We start from the raw sequence: 17,050 nt of genomic DNA, 5'->3' as shown, positions 1-17,050 counted from the left end.
ACCCCAACCGTGATAAGCAGTATTTGCCAGCCCGCCAAAAACCCGTATGGTTTCACTTAAGTTGTTCATCACAGGGGATCGCATTGCCAGGACTTGTCGGATCAGTATTGACCTTGCTCTGCCTGTTGCAGATCAAACATCTTTTTGCGGATTTCTTTCTGCAAACCCCCAAGATGCTCTCTGGTCGCGATACCTATCTGCATACTGGCCGCGCCCAACATGCCGGGGTTCATACGCTTGGATCAATTGCGGTTTTTGTGCTGATGGGGGCCAATGTCGGCTTTATCCTGCTGATTTGCCTGGCGGAATGGGTGGTGCATTTCCACATCGACTACGGCAAAGCGCACTATTCCGAAAAGAAGGATCTGACCCCACAGCAGGCGATGTTCTGGCGCGCCATGGGCACCGATCAGTTTTTGCATCAACTTACCTATCTTGCCATGGCGGCCATCTGGGTAAAGTGTACCTTCTGGTAACCGCCAAGGCTGCCTGCTCCGTCCCACCACCGCAGGGCGTAAGCCAACATCAGGATGTTATGGCACCACCGGGCAATCACGTTTGATGGTGCGCAGCACCACGTTCGTTTGGGCGCTGGCCACCGCAGGTAGCCGAAACAGGAAGTCTTCCAAAAAGCGGTTGTAGGCCTCCAGATCCGGCGCCAGCACCCGCAGGTGATAATCCGACTGGCCGGTGGTGGCATAGCACTCCTGCACCAGGGGGCTCAGCTCGACAGCGCGGATGAATTCAGCTAATTTTTCCGGGTCATGGCGGGTCAGATGTACATGCACGATGGCGTGAAACCTCAGCCCCATGGCAGGCGCGTTGACCACGGCGCCATAGCGTTCGATTACGCCGGTTTCTTCCAACGTTCGCACCCGGCGCCACAGGGCCGAGGCCGACATGCCGACCTTTTCGGCCAGATCTGCATTCGAGATCCGGGAATCTTCCTGCAAAAGGCGCAATATCTGCCCGTCGCGCGCGTCCAAAACCTGCATATCGAATAAAAACTCCGAATAAGTCCAATATTCCGGTACAGATATCCAAAAAAAAGACCATATACAAGAAATCAGGCACCGTTATCCAGAAAGGTCGAAATATTCTGTCAGCCAAACCGCCATATTTCATCCCAGCCCCGCAAGGACCGCCAGAATGACCAAGCTGAGCCATGACTTTCGCAGTTATAAACTTGATGACCGCTACGCCCGGAACGAGGGGCGCGTGTTTCTGACCGGAACCCAGGCTCTGGCGCGGGTGATGCTGGATCAGGCGCGGCGCGATAAAACGGCGGGGCTGAACACGGCTGGGTTTGTCTCTGGCTATCGCGGATCGCCGCTTGGCGCGGTGGATCTGGAGTTTTGGCGGTCGCGCCAGCGGATGGAAGATAACCGCATCACCTTTATGCCTGCCGTCAACGAAGACCTGGGCGCCACTGCGGTATTGGGCGCGCAGCAGGCTGTCCTGGATCCCCACTGCGAAGTCGAAGGCGTGTTTTCGCTCTGGTACGGCAAGGGCCCCGGCGTGGATCGTTCTGGTGATGCACTGAAGCACGGCAATGCCTATGGGTCTTCCGCGAAGGGCGGCGTGTTGGTGGTCGCAGGTGATGACCACGGCTGCGTCAGCTCCTCTATGCCGCATCAATCGGATGTGGCGTTCATGTCGTGGTTCATGCCGGTGCTGAACCCGGCGGATATCTCTGAATTCCTGACCTACGGCGAATATGGCTTTGCCCTGTCGCGCTATTCCGGCACCTGGGTTGGCTTTAAGGCGGTATCGGAAACGGTGGAAAGCGCGCGGTCGGTTGAATTGCAGCCGGATCGTGATTTCACCTACCCAGAGCTGCCCGACTATCCCGGCGGGCTGCACATTCGTCGTGCCGACCTGCCCTCGCCCGAGATCGAGACCCGCATTCGCGCCAAGATCAAAGCGGTACGCACCTTTGCCGAGGCCAACCCGATTGATCGGCGCATCTATGACGACGACAACGCGAAATTCGGCTTTGTTACCACTGGCAAGGGCCATCTGGACCTGATGGAAGCCCTGCGCCTGCTTGGCCTGGACAAGGCGGCCTGCCGTCGCCTGGGCATCGACATCTACAAGGTTGGCATGGTCTGGCCCCTGGCCCGCCCAGAGGCCCTGCGCTTCATGCGCGGCAAGGAAGAAGTGCTGGTTGTCGAGGAAAAGCGCGGCATCATCGAAAGCCAGTTCAAGGAATATTTCTACGATTGGCCCGGCGACAAACCCAAAAAGATGGTTGGCAAATACGACAGCGCGGGCGAACCGCTGATCCCCTGGACCGGAGAGCTAAGCCCGCTGATGCTGGCCCCGATCGTGGCGGCGCGTCTTGATAAGTTTTTTCCCGGCGAAGACCTGCCCGCCAAGGCCTCCGCGCTGCTGGCCGAGCCACCCAAGCTGATCAATGTGCCCGGCGCCAATCGCACGCCCTATTTCTGTTCCGGCTGCCCGCATAACACCTCGACCAAACTGCCCGAGGGCAGCGAGGCCAAATCCGGTATTGGCTGCCATGTGATGGCCAGCTGGATGGACCGCGAAACATCAGGCTATGCGCAGATGGGCGGCGAAGGCATCACCTGGACGGCGGCCTCGCAGTACAATGGCGGCAAGCATATCTTCCAGAACCTCGGCGAAGGCACCTGGTATCACTCTGGCTCGCTCGCCATTCGCCAGGCAGTCGCGGCGCATACCAATATAACCTATAAGATCCTGTATAACGACGCGGTTGCCATGACTGGCGGCCAGCCCGTTGATGGGCCGGTCAGCGTGTTGGGTATCGCCCAGACCTGCCGCGCCGAAGGGGTGCAGCGTATCGCCCTGCTGTCTGACGATATCGACAAATTCAACCGCAGCGATTTCCCCAGCGGCACCACCTTCCACGACCGCGCCGATATGGATCACGTCCAGCGCGAGCTGCGCGAGATCAAGGGCGTGTCGATCCTGATTTACGAGCAGACCTGCGCCACGGAAAAACGCCGCCGCCGCAAGCGCGGCACCATGGAAGACCCCAAGAAATTTGCCTTTATCAATGATCTCGTTTGCGAAGGCTGCGGCGACTGTTCCATTGAAAGCAACTGCCTAAGTGTCGAACCCAAGGAAACCGCCTTTGGCCGCAAGCGCAAGATCAACCTGTCCAGCTGCAACAAGGATTTCTCTTGCCTGAACGGATTCTGCCCCAGCTTTGTCACCGTTGAAGGTGGCGCGCGGCGCAAGAAACAGCCTGCCGGGCTGGACCGGGGCGCGCTGGCGGCAAAACTGCCCCAGCCTGAACTGCCAGCACTCGACAAGCCCTTTGACCTGCTGGTCACCGGCGTTGGCGGCACCGGGGTTGTGACGGTCGGCGCCCTGATCACAATGGCGGCCCATCTTGAGGGCAAAGGGGCCAGCGTGCTGGATTTCACGGGCTTTGCGCAGAAATTTGGCACTGTTCTCAGCTATATTCGCCTGTCCGACAGCCCAGACAACCTGAACCAGGTGCGGATTGATCATGCGGCGGCGGATGCGGTGATTGGCTGCGATGTGGTGGTCAGCTCCGCGCCCAAGGCCTCGGCCCATTATCGCGCCGGCACCCGTATCGTGCTGAACCGCGCCGAAATGCCCACCGGTGATCTGGTCCTGCACCGCGATGCCGATCTGATGGCAGGCCTGCGCGAAAAGGAAATCGCCACCGCCGTTGGTCCGGAAAACCTGTCAGGTTTCAACGCCAATGAAGCCGCTGAAACTCTGCTGGGGGATGCAGTGCTGGCGAATGTGATGATGCTGGGCTTTGCCTGGCAAAAGGGTCTGGTCCCCGTCAGCGCCACGGCGCTGGACCAGGCGATTGAACTGAACGGCGTCGCGATTGAAAAAAACCGCCTGGCCCTGACCATCGGTCGCGCCATGGCCGTCGATCCAGATCTGGTCTCGCGCTACTATGCCGAAACGCCCGAAGCCGAGGAAAGCCTGGAGCAAATCATCGAGCGGCGCGCAGTCTTTCTTGCCGGCTATCAAGATGCCGACTATGCCAACCGCTACACAAATACCCTGGAAGAGTTCCGCGGCCAGCTGCCCAAGGGCAGCGCCGATGAGCTGACGGAGGCGGCGGCGCGGTCTTTGTTCAAACTGATGGCCTACAAGGATGAATATGAAGTCGCCCGCCTGATGACCAGCACTGGCTTCAGCGATCAGCTGGCCGAGGAATTCGAAGGCGACTACAGCGTCAACTACCACATGGCACCGCCGCTATTGTCCCGCAAGAAAGACGCCCGTGGGCGGCCGCTCAAAAAGCGCTTTGGTCCCTGGTTGCGCCCTGCCCTGTCCCTGCTGACGCGGGCCAAGCGCCTGCGCGGCACCTCGTTCAACCCCTTTGGCTATCACGAGGAAGCCCGCCTGCACCGCAGCCTTTTGGACTGGTACGAGGCAGCCCTGCGCAGCGTCAGCACAGGGTATGACAGCAAAAAGCACAACGACTGCCTGGCGATCCTGACCGCGCCGATGGAAATCCGCGGCTATGGCCCTGTCCGCCTGGAGGCCGCCCGCAAGCATCGCGCCCTCGCCGAGCAGTTGCTGAAAACGCTCTGATCAGACAGACACCAGCGCGTAATCATAGGAAATGGCCCCCACGTGGGGCCATTTTCATCTGCCCCGATCACCAGCGCGTTTTCCTGTCACAGGTCCCAGTATTGCAGGGTGAAAGCGGTGAATTCTTCCAGTTCTGCCGCGCTTGGCTCGCAGCCGGTAAAAACCTTGAGATACTGCGGCGTCATTTCCAACCGATGCGCATGGCTTTCATTGGGTTCGGCCATGTCATAGCCAAGCTGCATATAATACAGCACCTTGGCGCGGGTCATCGCCTCAAGTGCGTCATACCCATACCGCAAAAACATCTGGGTCAGCGCCTCAACCCGGCGGGCATCCGAACGATCCAACAGGCTGCGCACCTTGCCCGAGCGGCGCGCCCAGTCACGCACCGCAAAATCCAGCGCGGTGTTGAACAGCGCCGGATTGGCGATGCAGTGAAACACGTTCAAGACCGCGCCGGTGATCGCCTCGGCCGGGGCCTCTGCGCGTGATACCATGGCGGCGGTATTGGTCTGTTCCCAGGTTTTCAGCAACGCATCCAGCAGATCTTGGCGTGACTTGAAATACCAATAGAAAGAAGACCGTGACACATTCATCCGCTCGGCCAGGGCCAGCACCTTGACCTGATCCACCCCGTCAGAGATCAGCACATCCATCGCCACATTCAGCCAGTCATCCCGCGTGACTTTGACATTGCCGACAAGCGGCGCGGCGCTGGGGTTATCGCGGTGCAAAAGCGGCTTTGGCGGCATATGGTGAGATTTCCTGTTGCGGAGCGAAGCCGCATCCTGCGGATCCCTCCCTCAATTGTCCAGCCTTGTCACCGCCCCCACATTATAGCTGGGCGCTTGGACGGGCCTTGATCGCCGCGTGCCAGGCCAGGCTGGCGCTATTTTCTTCGGGAATGCGCTGCTTGATGACGCGGGCGAATTCAACAAAGACAAAGGCGGAAATATCCGCCAGGGTAAAATCGTCACCGGCCAGATAGGGGCTTTCCTTCAAGCGCTCTTCCAATAGGGCGAAAAAGGCCTGGGTGCGCGCCTGTCCACGCGTCGCCAACTCGGGAAGCTGCGCATAGTTGTCGGGGCCGGGAATGGCGCGATCCTGAAAGGCGGGGTGGGTGTTGCGCAGCGTCTCGGCAATGGGCATGCCGCCTTGCTGTTCGACAATGGCATTCCACATCAGCACCAGGCCCTTTTCATCGGCGGTGCGCCCCATCAGGGCCGGTTCAGGGGTATGGGCCTCCAGATAGGCGGCAATTCCAAGGTTTTCGGTCAGCACCGTACCCGCATCCGTCACCAGCACCGGGATGGTGGCGCGCGGGTTTACCGCAAGAAACGCCGCCCCCAGCTGCTCTCCCTTGGCGATAGAAATGTCGTGGCTTTCCGGCGCAAGGCCTTTTTCCGCCAGAAACATCCGTGCCCGGCGTGGGTTTGGCGCGGTGGAACAATCGTAAAATATCATCAGCTGGCCTCCTTGGTTGCAGGCCAGCCTAAAGGGCTTTGCGGGCAAACCTCCAGCGTAACCAAACGTCCGACCGTGCTCTTGGCATCGCTCTCGACGCTTTAGGCGTCCCGACGATAGATAAAGCAACGCCCCGCGACCGCTTCGGAAGGCAGTGGCATTTCGCGCAGCGCGTCAAAATACATCCGGTCCGAAGAAACCATCAAACCACCCACCGCCAAGAGCGGCTCGACCAGAGGTGAGATAAGCCGGGCGAACGCATCGTTTTTGTCCCGGTTATGGCCGCCCAGGTCCGCGTGAATGAGGCTGGCCGTCGCGCCAAACCGCTTCAACGCCTCTGGCAGGGTTTCGCGCACATCGCCCAGGATGACACGATCTTCTGGCGGGGTGCTGTCAGGATGCGAGGCAACAGCGCGTTCAAAGACGTACAGATCCCGCCCCGTCACATTGTGCTTCATGTGGTGATAGGTGCGCCCGTTGCCCAGGCCCAGTTCGAACACCGGCCCCGAAAGGGATGCCGTCTCGCGGATGCCAAAATCCAGACAGGCGCGTTGCGACACCATGCGATCAATAAAAAGGTCTAGTCGGGTGATCATGGCAGGTCTCCTTTGGGCAGCTGATGGTGCCGGCTGATCTTGGCGGTACTCCAGCCCGCCACATACCCACCCTGCCTGTCAGATCTTGGCACAAATGTGTAGCACTTGCCGAAGATCACCGGCAGCACAGGACAATATTGTGTCCCTAGGGTGCCGCTGGATCAGTTTTCGACCCGCAACCCCTTTGTTTGGCAAATGGGATTTGACTAGACCGTCGCCACCGCGCCATGGTGAAGCCAAAAAACAATCGAACAAGACGGGACCGTTATGACAGGGACAACACATCACGGCAGGCGGCGCTGAATGGTGCCTTTGCTTTCTGTAAGAAACCTTACCATCGGCTTTGGCAAGGATGACCCTGTCGTGCGTGACGTCAATTTTGATGTCGCCGAGGGCGAAACCCTGGCGCTGGTTGGCGAGAGCGGATCCGGAAAAACCGTGAGCTGCCGCGCGGTGCTGCGCGTTCTGCCCAAAGTTGCCCAGATTCGCAGCGGCAGCATCACCCTTCGCAATGGTACGGGCACTACTGATTTGGTCACCCTGCCGGAACGCGCCATGCGGGATCTGCGCGGCAATCAGATTTCGATGATCTTTCAGGAACCAATGCGCTCTTTGTCGCCGCTGCACCGTATTGGCAACCAGGTGGCAGAGGTGCTCTGGCTGCATGGCCGCAAAAGCGAGGCCAGCGCCAAGAAAGAGGTGCTTGCCTGTTTTGACCGCGTCGGCTTTCCCGATCCCGAACGCACCTATAGTTCCTATCCGTTTGAACTGTCCGGTGGGATGCGGCAGCGGGCGATGATTGCCATGGCCATGGTGGCCAAGCCCAAACTGCTGATCGCGGATGAGCCAACGACGGCGCTGGATGTGACAACACAGGCGCAGGTTCTGGGCCTGATGAAGGAATTGCAGCGCGATACCGGCATGGCAATGATCCTGGTCACCCATGACCTGGGCGTGGTTGCCAATATGGCGGAACAGGTGGTGGTGATGCACAAGGGCCGGGTGATGGAATCCGGCGCTGCCGAACCGCTGCTTTCGACCCCGGCCCATGCCTATACCCGCGCGCTGATGAAGGCGGCGCCGCAAATCCCCGCCAATGTCGCGCCCAAGCCGATAGAGCCCACTACCGACCTGATCCTGGAAATGAACGCGGTTTCAAAGACCTATAGCATGCGGGCAGGCAAGGGCTGGAAGGCCCCCAGCCTGATCTATGCCTGCTGCGGCATTGATCTGCATCTGCCGCGCGGCAAGACGCTGGCGATTGTCGGCGAGAGCGGATCGGGCAAGACCACCGCCGCGCGCATTGCCCTGGGCGCCGAGCCGCCTGATCAGGGCGGGCAGGTGCTGTTTCGGCCGACCAAGGGCGCAGATCCGATTGAGGTGCACCAGATGGACCGCACCGCGCGCACCGCCTTTCAGCGCGAGGCGCAGATGGTGTTTCAGGATCCCTATTCCTCGCTCAGCCCAAGGATGCGGATTTTTGATACCATGGTTGAACCGCTGGAAATCCACCGCATTGGCAGCCGGGCAGAACAGCGCGACAAGGCCGCCGAGATGCTGCAGATGGTTGGCCTTGGAAGGGATATGCTGCAGCGCTATCCGCATGCGTTTTCTGGTGGCCAACGCCAGCGCCTGTCGATTGCCCGCGCCCTGATGCTGGATCCTTCGCTGCTGGTCTGCGACGAGCCCACCTCGGCGCTGGATGTTTCGGTGCAGGAACAGATCCTGCGCCTGTTGGAAAGGATCCGCGACCAGAAGCAGCTTTCATATCTGTTTATCAGCCATGATCTTGCCGTGGTGGCGCGCATCGCCGACGAAGTGGCGGTCATGCGCCGTGGGCTGGTGGTCGAACAGGCCAGCCCGGAAACTCTGTTCCACAACCCGCAACACCCCTATACTAAGGCGCTGATTGCGGCGCAGCCCGAACCTGACATTCATCGCCCCATTGATCTCAAGCTGGTGGCGCAGGGGGCTGGTAGCCCGGAAAATTGGCCAGAACATTTTCGCTTCGCAGGCTATGATGCACCGCCGCTGGTGCCGCTAGAGCCCGGACACAAGGTACGCTGTCATGTCTAAGCCACGCCTCATCCAAGCCCGTAAATTTGCCAGGTCTTTGGCCTGCTCTGTCGCTGCTGCGGCCTTGACGCTGATGGCAGGCGCTGCAGCGGCTGGCCCCAGCTTTGTAGAAAGCAGTTTCTGGCAAACTGAAGTGGACATAGGCCACCTGCCGCCGGTGTCTGAACGACTGCCGCATATTCCATTGATTGTAGACCTAGCTGCCAAGGGCCGCAGCTTCGGTCAGCAGGGCGGTACGCTCAACACCATGGTCACCCGCTCCAAGGACATCCGCCAGATGGTTGTCTACGGCTATGCCCGGCTGGTGGGGTATAGCGAAGACTACCAGCTGCAGCCCGATATCCTGCACAGTTTCGAGAATGTCGGCAACAGGCGCTTCACGCTGAATCTGCGCCCTGGCCACCGCTGGTCCAGTGGCGATCCCTTTACCTCTGCCGATTTTGAATATTGGTGGAAGGATATCGCCAATAATCCGCTGCTCAGCCCCGCCGGGCCGCCTGATTTTCTCTATGTGGATGGCGGCCTCCCCCGGGTCAGCTTCCCGGATGAAACCACGGTGATCTATGAATGGGACCAGCCCAATCCGCAGTTCTTGCAAAGCCTGGCCCAGGCACGCCCGCCCTTTATCTACCGCCCCTCGGCCTATCTGAAGCAGTTTCACGCCGACTATACCGATGCCGAAAGCCTGGCCGCTGAAGTCGACTATGCCCGCGTCAAAAGCTGGGCCGCGCTGCACAACAAATACGACAACATGTACAAATACGATAATCACGAGCTGCCCACCCTGCAGCCCTGGATCAATGCCACCCCCGGCAAGCGGATCCGCCATCAGTTTGTGCGCAACCCCTACTACCACAGGGTCGACAGTAAGGGCGTGCAGCTCCCCTATATCGACACCGTCGAAATGGAAATCGTTGCAGGTGGGCTGGTGGCGGCAAAATCCAACGCGGGCCAAGCCGACCTACAGGCGCGTGGGCTGGGCTTTCGGGACATCCCGATCCTGCGCAAGGGCGAAACAGAAGGCGGCAATTACCAGACCTATCTTTGGGGCACCGGCGCTGCTTCGCAGATCGCGATCTACCCCAACCTAAATGTAAAAGACGCGGTCTGGCGCAGTGTGCTGCGCGATGTACGGGTGCGCCGGGCGCTGTCACTTTCGATCAACCGCCCGGCCATCAACAGGGCGCTCTATTTCAAACTGGCCAAGCCCGGCGCCATGACCGTGCTGGAACAAAGCCCGTTTTTTGACCCGATGCTGCGTGACTCCTGGGCCTCTTTCGACCCGGAACTGGCCAACCAGTTGCTGGATGAAGCCGGGCTTACGGAAAAAGACGGCTATGGCATCCGTATCCTCCCCGATGGCCGCCGGATGGAACTGGTGGTGGAAACCGCCGGCGAGCGGCAAGAGGTGGAAAACGCGCTGCAAATCATCACCGATGACTGGAACGATGTCGGCGTCAAACTGGTGATGCGCCCGCTGGACCGGGATATTTTGCGCAATCGGGTGTTTTCCGGCACCACCATGGCATCGGTCTGGTACGGCTGGGACAACGGCCTGCCACAAAACCATACCTCTCCGGCCTATCTGGCACCGACAGATCAGGTGTTTCTGGCCTGGCCCAAATGGGGTCAATATTACCAAACCAACGGGACCTCTGGTGAAGCGCCTGACATGGAACCCGCTCAGCGTCTGCTGTCACTGTTGCACGACTGGGAAGCCGCCGAGAATGACAACGACCGCGCAACCGCCTGGCGCCAGATGCTCAAGATCCATGCCGAGCAGGTCTTTGGCATCGGCATCGTCGCGGCGGCACCGCAGCCGGTGGTTGTATCAAACCGGTTACGCAATGTGCCCAAACGCGCCATCTGGGCCTGGGAACCCGGCGCCCATTTTGGCATCTACCGCCCTGATGAGTTCTTCTTTCAGGATGGTGAAAGCTGATGCCAATTCTGCGCTACGCCCTCTATCGCTTTGGCACCATGCTGCTGACGCTCTGGGTGGTGTCCATTCTGGTGTTTGCCATCATCAACCTGCCGCCGGGGGACTATCTGTCCAACCAGATTGCTGAACTGCGCGCCAGCGGCCAATCAGCCGGTGTGGCCAAGGCCGAATTTCTGCGCAGCGAATATGCCTTGGATAAACCTCTCTGGCAGCAGTATTTCATCTGGGTTGGCTTTTTGCCGGGGCCGCATGGGTTTTCCGGCTTGATGCAGGGCAATTTTGGCTGGTCCTTTGAATTTGACAGTCCCGTGGCCGAGATTGTCGGTGACAGTCTCTGGTTGACCGTGTTGGTCAATCTGGCTGCTGTTATCTTTGTCTATGTCGTGGCCCTGCCCCTGGGCGTGCTGGCAGCAGCGCGGGCGCGCAGCTGGGTGGACTACACCTCGGCCTTTGTCGGTTATCTCGGCCTGGCCACACCCAACTTTCTGCTGGCGCTAATCCTGTTTTACTATGGTCACCGCTGGTTTGATCTACCCATTGGCGGCCTTATGGATCCCAGTTTTGAAGGTCTGCCGATGAGTTGGGAGAAGGTGAAATCCATCCTCATCCACCTGATTGTGCCAACCTTCGTGATTGGCACCTCCGGGGCCTCGGCGATGATGCAGCGGCTGCGAGCTAATATGCTGGACGAGCTGGGCAAACCCTATGTGGAAACCGCCGTGGCCAAGGGCATGTCACCGTCCAGGATGCTGGCAAAGTATCCGCTGCGGGTGGCCTTCAACCCCTTTGTTGCAGATATTGGCAACCTGCTGCCGGCAATGATCTCCGGCTCGGTGTTGGTTTCGGTTGTTCTTGGGTTGCAAACCATCGGCCCCACCCTGCTGACAGCACTCAAGACGCAGGACATGTTCCTATCCGGATTTGTTCTGATGTTTGTGGCGCTGCTGACCCTGATAGGAACGATGATTTCCGATGTCCTGCTGGTCCTCTTGGACCCCCGCATTCGATATGAGGGGCGCAAAGCATGACCCAATTGCCTGATGGACGCTTTGTAGACGACGCCCCCTATGATCCCGACGCCGCCCTGCAAGAGCTGGAGCGCAAGGATCTGGACGCCCCCAACTGGGTGCTGATCTGGCGCAAGTTCAAGACCCACAGGCTTGGCCTGATTTCCGGTGCCTTCTTGTTGTTCTGCTATCTGCTGCTGCCGGTGATTGGCTTTATCGCGCCCTATGGCCCGAACCAACGCCTGAGCGAGCATCTCTATGCTCCACCGCAATCCATCAATCTGTTTCATGAGGGCGAATTCATTGGCCCCTTCATTTACCCGATGACATCCGAAGCCGATCTGGAGACATTTCAATGGGTGTTCAAACCGGATCTCGACACTCCGCGCAAATTGGATTTTTTCTGCGAGGGAAAGACCTATCACATTGCCGGGCTGATCCCCTCTGACACCCACCTGTTCTGCGCGCCCAAAGGTGCAACCGTGTTCCTCTGGGGCTCTGATCGGCTGGGCCGCGACATCTTCAGCCGCATCCTCTATGGCGCGCAGCTGTCGCTGACGGTTGGCCTGATCGGGATTTCGGTCTCCTTTGTTCTGGGGATCTTCTTTGGGTCTGTTGCGGGGTATTTCGGCGGCAAGATCGACTGGGGGATCAACCGGCTGATCGAAGTCCTGCGCTCGCTGCCAGAGCTTCCTCTGTGGTTGGCGCTTTCGGCGGCGGTGCCGTCTAACTGGTCGCCGGTGGCGGTGTTTTTCATCATCTCCATAATCCTGGGAATCCTGGATTGGCCGGGGCTGGCGCGCTCTGTCCGGGCCAAGTTCCTATCCCTGCGCGAAGAAGAATATGTGCGCGCCGCCGAAATGATGGGCGCCTCCTCTGGGCGGGTCATTCGCAAACACCTGATCCCCAATTTCATGTCGCATCTCATTGCTTCTGCGACCCTGTCGATCCCGGCGATGATCTTGGGGGAAACCGCGCTGTCTTTCCTCGGGCTGGGGCTGCGCGCCCCCGCAGTCAGCTGGGGGGTGATGCTCAATGACGCGCAGAACCTCGCCTCGATCGAGATCTACCCCTGGACTGCAATCCCGATGCTGCCGATTGTCATCGTGGTACTGGCCTTCAACTTCTTTGGCGATGGGCTGCGCGACAGTCTCGACCCGTATCAGCAGTGACCCGGTCGCAGTTCCTGCCGCTGCTCCCCACACCGGGCAGCTATCACGTCACCGGAACGGGACGCTACACCAGCGCCTTTGCGGTAAGCGAACTCGCCAATGCCTGCTTTGCCGCCGTAGGGCAACAACTGGCAGAGTTGATGCAGGCAGGCGGGCTCAGCCACGATCTGCCCTCCGTCACGGTGAACCAGCGCCTTGCGTCCCTTTGGTTTGGCTACAGTTTTGCCGCGCAGGACTGGGACCTGCCAAGCCTATGGGATCCGATAGCGGGGAACTACCGGTGCAAAGACGGCTGGATCCGGCTGCATACCAATCTGCCCCATCATTGTGCAGCTGCCCTCTCAGTCCTGGGCTGTGCCAAAGACCGGGCAGCCGTGAGCGCAGCGGTCGCCACATGGGCCGGCGAACAGCTCGAAACTGGGATTGTCGCCCAAGGCGGTGTCGCTGCCTACATGCGAAACCGGGCGCAGTGGTTGGCCCATCCGCAGGGGCGCAGTGTCACCCAGGAACCTCTGGTGCACTGGGGCGCGCCGCGCCATGTCACCCCGCGCTCGCGCCCCATGGCCTCTGCGGCACGCCCTCTGGCAGGGCTGCGGGTGTTGGATCTGACACGGGTCCTTGCCGGACCAATTGCCACGCGTACCCTGGCGGGCCTTGGCGCAGAAGTGTTGCGGATAGACCCTCCTGGCTGGGATGAACCCGGTGTTATACCCGACATTTCCCTGGGCAAGACAATGACCAGCCTCGACCTGCATGACCAAACAGATCGGCACAGATTCGAAGAGCTACTGGCACAGGCCGATGTTCTTGTGCATGGCTACCGTCCCGGCGCGCTGGATGGCTTGGGCTATACAGGGGCAACCCGCACAGCGCTGGCGCCAAACTGCATCGAGGTAAGCCTCAATGCCTATGGCTGGAGTGGCCCCTGGGCGGAGCGGCGCGGCTTTGACAGCCTGGTACAGATGAGTGCAGGGATCGCAGACGCTGGCGCGCAGTGGGCCGAAACGGACAGACCAACTCCACTGCCTGTCCAGGCGCTGGATCACGCCACCGGCTACATGATGGCGGCGGCCGTGCTGCGGGCGCTAAAATCTGCAATGCTGGAAAATCGCGCCGCCAACGCGCGTCTGTCCCTGGCGCGAATGGCAGAGCAGCTGGCGCAAACGCCGCATCACCTTGACGGCCCAGCGCTTCACGCCGCAGAGGCAGACGACTATGCATGCGAGATCGAAAACAGCACCTGGGGGCCCGCGCGACGTTTGAAACCCGCCCTGCAAGTTGGTGGGACCCGGATGTATTGGGATCGCCCGGCCCAGGCCTGCGGCAGCGCCCCGGCCCGCTGGTCAACAGCCTAGATCCACCAGCCTTTCAGGCTGCGCCCCGCCGGGCCTCTGGCCCGGCGCCCGGCCCAACGCCAGACGAGGCGCGTCAGCGGATCGGATTGGGGGCGGGAGCCCCCCCCTTGTTTAATCTCTCATATCAGGGCGACAGCGTTTCGCGTTTAACGCGCCGCATCATTCATACCCAACGCAGGCCTCATCAACGCGCCTCCTGCGCTGTCTTGCGGTCCCGAACGGCCTTAGCGGTCGTCGCCACCGCCATTGACATCCATGATGTCTTCATCAATTGCCGCCTGCACCCCACCAGCAATGGCTTCCCGCTTGTGCTGCGGGATGTCGTCCACCTGATCCTCGGCCAGCCGTACCGTGACTTCGCGATGGGCAAATTTGATGCCTTCGCGGGCAAAGAGCTCGCGGATATCCTGATAGACCCGCTTGCGTATCAACCACTGATCTCCCGGTTTGGTCATGAACTTGACCCGGATGATCATCGCAGAATCCTGCATTTCAATGACCCCCTGCGATTTCAGCGGCTGCATGAAGCTGTCGCCGATCACCGGATCGCTCAACAATTCGTTGCCCAGCTTCTTGATCAGCTTGCGCACCTTGTCGACATCGGTGTCATAGGTCACCCGCAGCGGCAGCTTCATCATCACCCAATCGCGGGAATAGTTGCTCAGCACCTTGATTTCACCAAAGGGAATAGTGTGCAGCGCGCCCAGATGATGGCGCAGCTGGAACGAACGCACAGAGATCTTTTCCACCGTGCCCTTGACCTCGCCGATGTCAATATACTCCCCTTTGCGGAAGGCATCATCCATCAAGAAGAAGGCACCCGAAAAGATATCACGTACCAGCGTCTGCGACCCAAAGCCAACCGCCAGGCCAACCACCCCAGCACCTGCAAACAGCGGGCTGACATTGATCCCAAGCTCCATCAGCACAATCAGCACCACCGCAACCACAACCACGGCCAGGATGACCCCGCGAAACAGCGGCAACAGGGTTGCCAGACGGCTGGCCCCACCATGGCCGCCTTCGTCACCCAGCTCGGCCTCTTGCACATCGCCGGTTTCTTCCTGGATCTTGCTGTCGATCCAAATTCGCGCCGCGTGATAGACAATATAGCCCAGAAAGGTGATCACGATCACATCAAAGGCGCTTTCCGCCGCGCTTGTCTTCATCCATTTGGCTTCTGGGTTCCAGACCATGACAAGCGCATAAGCCCCAACCAAAAAGGACAGGATCCCGGCAACCCGGCGGGCCAGATCCTCGATACTGGCAACCGGGTGGCGCTGCCCTTCGGACATTGCCTGAATTTCATCCTCTGAAATCCCCCCCTCTAGGTCCTCGCCCGCCGGTACGGGACCTACGCCCTCGGCCCCAAGGGCCGGGTCGCGGGCCAGCTTTGCTTGACTGCGCCGCCCATAGGCCTCGATCCCGTAGTTGATAACGCCATAGACCACCAGAATGGAGGTCAGCACCATATAGGTACCCGCCATCAACGGCATCGACATTTCGCGCTCCAGCACCAGATCGAACGCCAGTTTGAGCCAGCCAAAAATGACATAGATGACGAGAACAGGCGCCCAGAGCATCGACAGCGCGCGCAACAACCAGGAGCATTCCTCCTTCGGGCGGCCCGCCCGGATCCCATTGCTGATGGCACGGGCATTGACGGCGATCAAAACCAGGCTGCCCAGAGTGCCCACCAGGGCCAGGATGCCAGAGACCAGCGCATAAACATTATAGTTCAGGCCAAAATCGCCAACCCAGGTGGCAAAGATCAGCGTAAAGACATCATAGGTCGCCAGCAACGACGCCGAAATGTAAAGACGCTTGGCATCCCTGTCCGAAAAGACCGGCATTCGGTATTGGCTCAGATAGGGCGACAGGACCATGCGCCACAGGTCCGATACCGTGCGGGAAACAAAGAAGGCGGTATAGATCGCGGTCACGGTAAATTCGATCGAACTGTCGCCCGAGGCACCAAAAATCAGATAAGAGACCGCAAGGGCAAAAACCATTGCAAAGAGCGTGCCGCCAACCCCCATCAGGAATCGGAAGATCAGGAAGGGCATCTTTTCATAGTAACCTTCCGGTTGCGCCTTGATCCGGGCCTGGACATAGCGCTTGGCAATCCGCTTGCCGTAGATTTCCACCGACAGCCAGCGCCCGATCATCAGAAACAGCAGGCTCCAGCCCAAAACCTCTACATAGGTCATGATGCGGCCATCGGGGCTGGTCTGGCGCAGGATATATTTCATCTCGAATATCGAATAGGGCAACGCCTCTAGCCGGCTGCGCAACTCCTGCCGGAAGGATTGCAGCTCCGACTGCGCCTTCATCAAGGATGAGGCCCCCTCCATCGGCGGGCTGCTCGCCCCGGTGCCGGGCGGTGTCACGCCTGTTCCGGTCAGCTTGCCACTGCCATCGACGATGATCACGCCAAGGCCGCTTTCTGTTGCCAGTTCAACCGCGCGCGCCACCGGATCGACAGGATCGGTGGAATCGCCCGGCACCGCTGCACCGCCTTCTGTTGCCGTGGCAGACTGTTGCGCCTGCGCGCCCAGCGGCATCAAACTCGCGGCAGACCAAAGCAGCAGAAACAAACAAATAGCGCGCAATAGACCGTTAATCATGGCAGGAAAACTCCGAGTACAATGCCATCAGGCTAGCCTCTCCGTTGCGCGGTCGCAATCGCACAGATCTGTTTCTCAACCAGAGGCACCAACGGTTGCAGGCAAGACACTCTGCCCTTTTGCACCATGTGCAGCCCCGCACTCTGCCCACAGCAGAACCTGCCCCAAGTGCCGCGAAGACCTGCCGATTTGTCCTCTGCGGGCCATATCGCTGCAAAATCACACGGGAAACAGGGTAA

12 protein-coding genes are annotated in these 17,050 nt (G+C 59.7%); 7 read left to right on the top strand and 5 right to left on the bottom strand.

The features are described 5' to 3' along the window. Nucleotides 1-83 precede the first annotated feature (83 nt). A complete protein-coding gene (locus ACN0VH_RS11395) occupies nt 84-476 on the top strand; it encodes a DUF3307 domain-containing protein (protein ID WP_278923432.1) in 393 nt (130 codons plus the stop codon). A 57-nt stretch (nt 477-533) separates the two neighbouring features. Here ACN0VH_RS11395 and ACN0VH_RS11390 read toward each other — a convergent pair whose 3' ends face one another. Continuing rightward, nucleotides 534-995: an Lrp/AsnC family transcriptional regulator gene (locus ACN0VH_RS11390; RefSeq protein ID WP_417700646.1), complete on the bottom strand. Its 462-nt coding sequence runs from the start codon at nt 993-995 to the stop codon at nt 534-536. Between the two features lie 154 nt (nt 996-1,149). On the opposite strand from ACN0VH_RS11390, the gene ACN0VH_RS11385 reads away from it, so the two are divergent. Next, on the top strand, nt 1,150-4,572 hold the full coding sequence (locus tag ACN0VH_RS11385; RefSeq protein WP_417700645.1) for an indolepyruvate ferredoxin oxidoreductase family protein: 3,423 nt from the start codon (nt 1,150-1,152) through the stop codon (nt 4,570-4,572). A gap of 86 nt (nt 4,573-4,658) precedes the next feature. On the opposite strand, the gene ACN0VH_RS11380 is transcribed toward ACN0VH_RS11385, so the two are convergent. From ACN0VH_RS11380 to ACN0VH_RS11370, 3 genes are all read right to left on the bottom strand, one after another. After that, nucleotides 4,659-5,324, bottom strand: a complete 666-nt coding sequence (locus ACN0VH_RS11380) for a TetR/AcrR family transcriptional regulator (protein WP_278923435.1) — start codon at nt 5,322-5,324, stop codon at nt 4,659-4,661. Nucleotides 5,325-5,406: 82 nt separating this feature from the next. Continuing rightward, the gene (locus ACN0VH_RS11375) at nt 5,407-6,036 is read right to left on the bottom strand and encodes a glutathione S-transferase family protein (protein ID WP_417700644.1); all 630 of its coding nucleotides are present in this window, start codon (nt 6,034-6,036) and stop codon (nt 5,407-5,409) included. Nucleotides 6,037-6,137: 101 nt separating this feature from the next. After that, the gene (locus ACN0VH_RS11370; protein WP_417700643.1) at nt 6,138-6,632 is read right to left on the bottom strand and encodes a class I SAM-dependent methyltransferase; all 495 of its coding nucleotides are present in this window, start codon (nt 6,630-6,632) and stop codon (nt 6,138-6,140) included. 303 nt (nt 6,633-6,935) lie between these two features. On the opposite strand from ACN0VH_RS11370, the gene ACN0VH_RS11365 reads away from it, so the two are divergent. The 5 genes from ACN0VH_RS11365 (at nt 6,936) to ACN0VH_RS11345 (ending at nt 14,184) form a co-directional block, all read left to right on the top strand. After that, entirely contained in the window at nt 6,936-8,708 is a 1,773-nt protein-coding gene (locus ACN0VH_RS11365) for an ABC transporter ATP-binding protein (protein ID WP_278923438.1), read from the top strand. 73 nt (nt 8,709-8,781) lie between these two features. Further along, nucleotides 8,782-10,650: an ABC transporter substrate-binding protein gene (locus tag ACN0VH_RS11360; protein ID WP_417700782.1), complete on the top strand. Its 1,869-nt coding sequence runs from the start codon at nt 8,782-8,784 to the stop codon at nt 10,648-10,650. Then, nucleotides 10,650-11,678 (top strand): ABC transporter permease, encoded by a 1,029-nt coding sequence (locus ACN0VH_RS11355; RefSeq protein ID WP_417700642.1) that lies wholly within the window; start codon nt 10,650-10,652, stop codon nt 11,676-11,678. Before ACN0VH_RS11360 ends, ACN0VH_RS11355 begins: the two co-directional genes overlap by 1 nt. After that, complete coding sequence (locus ACN0VH_RS11350; RefSeq protein WP_278923440.1) at nt 11,675-12,829, top strand: ABC transporter permease; 1,155 nt, start codon at nt 11,675-11,677, stop codon at nt 12,827-12,829. Before ACN0VH_RS11355 ends, ACN0VH_RS11350 begins: the two co-directional genes overlap by 4 nt. Next, nucleotides 12,826-14,184 (top strand): CoA transferase, encoded by a 1,359-nt coding sequence (locus ACN0VH_RS11345; protein ID WP_417700641.1) that lies wholly within the window; start codon nt 12,826-12,828, stop codon nt 14,182-14,184. Before ACN0VH_RS11350 ends, ACN0VH_RS11345 begins: the two co-directional genes overlap by 4 nt. A gap of 224 nt (nt 14,185-14,408) precedes the next feature. On the opposite strand, the gene ACN0VH_RS11340 is transcribed toward ACN0VH_RS11345, so the two are convergent. Further along, entirely contained in the window at nt 14,409-16,811 is a 2,403-nt protein-coding gene (locus tag ACN0VH_RS11340) for a mechanosensitive ion channel domain-containing protein (RefSeq protein WP_417700640.1), read from the bottom strand. Nucleotides 16,812-17,050: the final 239 nt, after the last annotated feature.

Source organism: Pseudophaeobacter sp. (assembly GCF_048267565.1).
Classification (GTDB): Bacteria; Pseudomonadota; Alphaproteobacteria; order Rhodobacterales; family Rhodobacteraceae; genus Pseudophaeobacter; species Pseudophaeobacter profundi.
Note: the sequence above shows the minus strand (reverse complement) of the source record. Positions and strands in the feature narration are given on the sequence as shown.

Bases quoted from the DNA above. Each gene is read 5' to 3' on its own strand.
- ACN0VH_RS11385 (WP_417700645.1), top strand. From the start codon at position 1,150: ATGACCAAGCTGAGCCATGACTTTCGCAGTTATAAACTTGATGACCGC.
- ACN0VH_RS11375 (WP_417700644.1), bottom strand. From the start codon at position 6,036: ATGATATTTTACGATTGTTCCACCGCGCCAAACCCACGCCGGGCACGG.
- ACN0VH_RS11380 (WP_278923435.1), bottom strand. From the start codon at position 5,324: ATGCCGCCAAAGCCGCTTTTGCACCGCGATAACCCCAGCGCCGCGCCG.
- ACN0VH_RS11365 (WP_278923438.1), top strand. From the start codon at position 6,936: ATGGTGCCTTTGCTTTCTGTAAGAAACCTTACCATCGGCTTTGGCAAG.
- ACN0VH_RS11340 (WP_417700640.1), bottom strand. From the start codon at position 16,811: ATGATTAACGGTCTATTGCGCGCTATTTGTTTGTTTCTGCTGCTTTGG.
- ACN0VH_RS11370 (WP_417700643.1), bottom strand. From the start codon at position 6,632: ATGATCACCCGACTAGACCTTTTTATTGATCGCATGGTGTCGCAACGC.
- ACN0VH_RS11355 (WP_417700642.1), top strand. From the start codon at position 10,650: ATGCCAATTCTGCGCTACGCCCTCTATCGCTTTGGCACCATGCTGCTG.
- ACN0VH_RS11360 (WP_417700782.1), top strand. From the start codon at position 8,782: ATGGCAGGCGCTGCAGCGGCTGGCCCCAGCTTTGTAGAAAGCAGTTTC.
- ACN0VH_RS11350 (WP_278923440.1), top strand. From the start codon at position 11,675: ATGACCCAATTGCCTGATGGACGCTTTGTAGACGACGCCCCCTATGAT.
- ACN0VH_RS11390 (WP_417700646.1), bottom strand. From the start codon at position 995: ATGCAGGTTTTGGACGCGCGCGACGGGCAGATATTGCGCCTTTTGCAG.